This window comes from Mesorhizobium sp. M7A.F.Ca.US.005.03.2.1, from assembly GCF_003997795.1.
Classification (GTDB): domain Bacteria; phylum Pseudomonadota; class Alphaproteobacteria; order Rhizobiales; family Rhizobiaceae; genus Mesorhizobium; species Mesorhizobium ciceri.
The window spans coordinates 1-923 of the sequence record NZ_RZRP01001380.1; the positions used below are offsets into that span (position 1 = coordinate 1).

General features: G+C 58.3%; 1 protein-coding gene and 1 pseudogene. One reads left to right on the top strand and one right to left on the bottom strand.

Annotation, left to right across the window (positions count from 1 at the left end; all coding sequences use genetic code 11):
* Nucleotides 1-251 (bottom strand): annotated as a pseudogene (locus EN991_RS37910) (bifunctional diguanylate cyclase/phosphodiesterase); the annotation flags it as partial.
* Nucleotides 252-487: 236 nt separating this feature from the next.
* Between EN991_RS37910 and EN991_RS37915 the strand changes: the two are divergent.
* Entirely contained in the window at nucleotides 488-694 is a 207-nt protein-coding gene (locus tag EN991_RS37915; protein WP_245459328.1) for a hypothetical protein, read from the top strand.
* Nucleotides 695-923: the final 229 nt, after the last annotated feature.

The following is a 923-nucleotide window of genomic DNA, read 5'->3' on the forward strand; positions in this document are numbered from 1 at the left end:
GCGCTGACCGCGTCGTCCCAGACGGTGACGCTCTCCTGATCGTGGGCTATTCCGCTCTCCAGCTTGGATATGATCAAGGCGACCAAGCTTTTCTGCCGTGACACGGCAACACCATCGGACTGGGTCGCCGACCACAGCAAAAGGCCTGTGGTGAGGGTCGCAACAAGCAGCGTCACGACAATGATGGGCAAAGCAGTTCGCTTGAAAAAAAGGCGACGTGTTGGTTCGCCGAAATGCCGGAGCAGCGTCATGAGGCTGCTTTACGCTAAGAAAACTGCTGGACCGTTAAAGGCGCGGCATCAGGCAAGCTGCACGTTTGAAAAGGCCAGTTCGATAACCCGGCGTTGAACTGCCAAGGAACAAATTGGCCGCGCGCGCGTTCGAGAGCGGCCTTTGCGGGGACTGAACACGAATGCTACTCGCTTTGGGGAACGCGCTCTCGACGACGGTTATGGCCGGCAGAAGTGGGGGTGCGGAAATTTTCGGCGTGGTCGATCTCAGCACTAAAGCCGAGGTAAGGATCAACGCGATGAATTTGGGAATGGCAATTCAGTTCGTGGCCAATGCCTCGGTGCTCGGTTACGATGTCCGTTCGGCGATGGTCTTCTACGGCGAACCCGGAACGCCAAGCCTCAGGGCAAATGACTGCGATCGATTGTGGACGCAATTTGGTGCCGCGCTCCTTCGCCCATAACGCCGGACGCTTTTGGCTATCTTCAGCTGTCTGGAGCTAACAGCCCATGCCGCGCCACCGGACCGTCGGATCATGAGATCTGAGAGACCTGACGAGAAATTTGCTTTCGGTCACTTCACCGGCACGCAGAGCCGGTCGGGCACTTTGGGGACAAGGGTGGCGGTGGGTTTGCCGATGCAAGTGCAGTGTGCTCGAGCCAATTCGCGACTGGGCGCCGGTTGAACCGCTC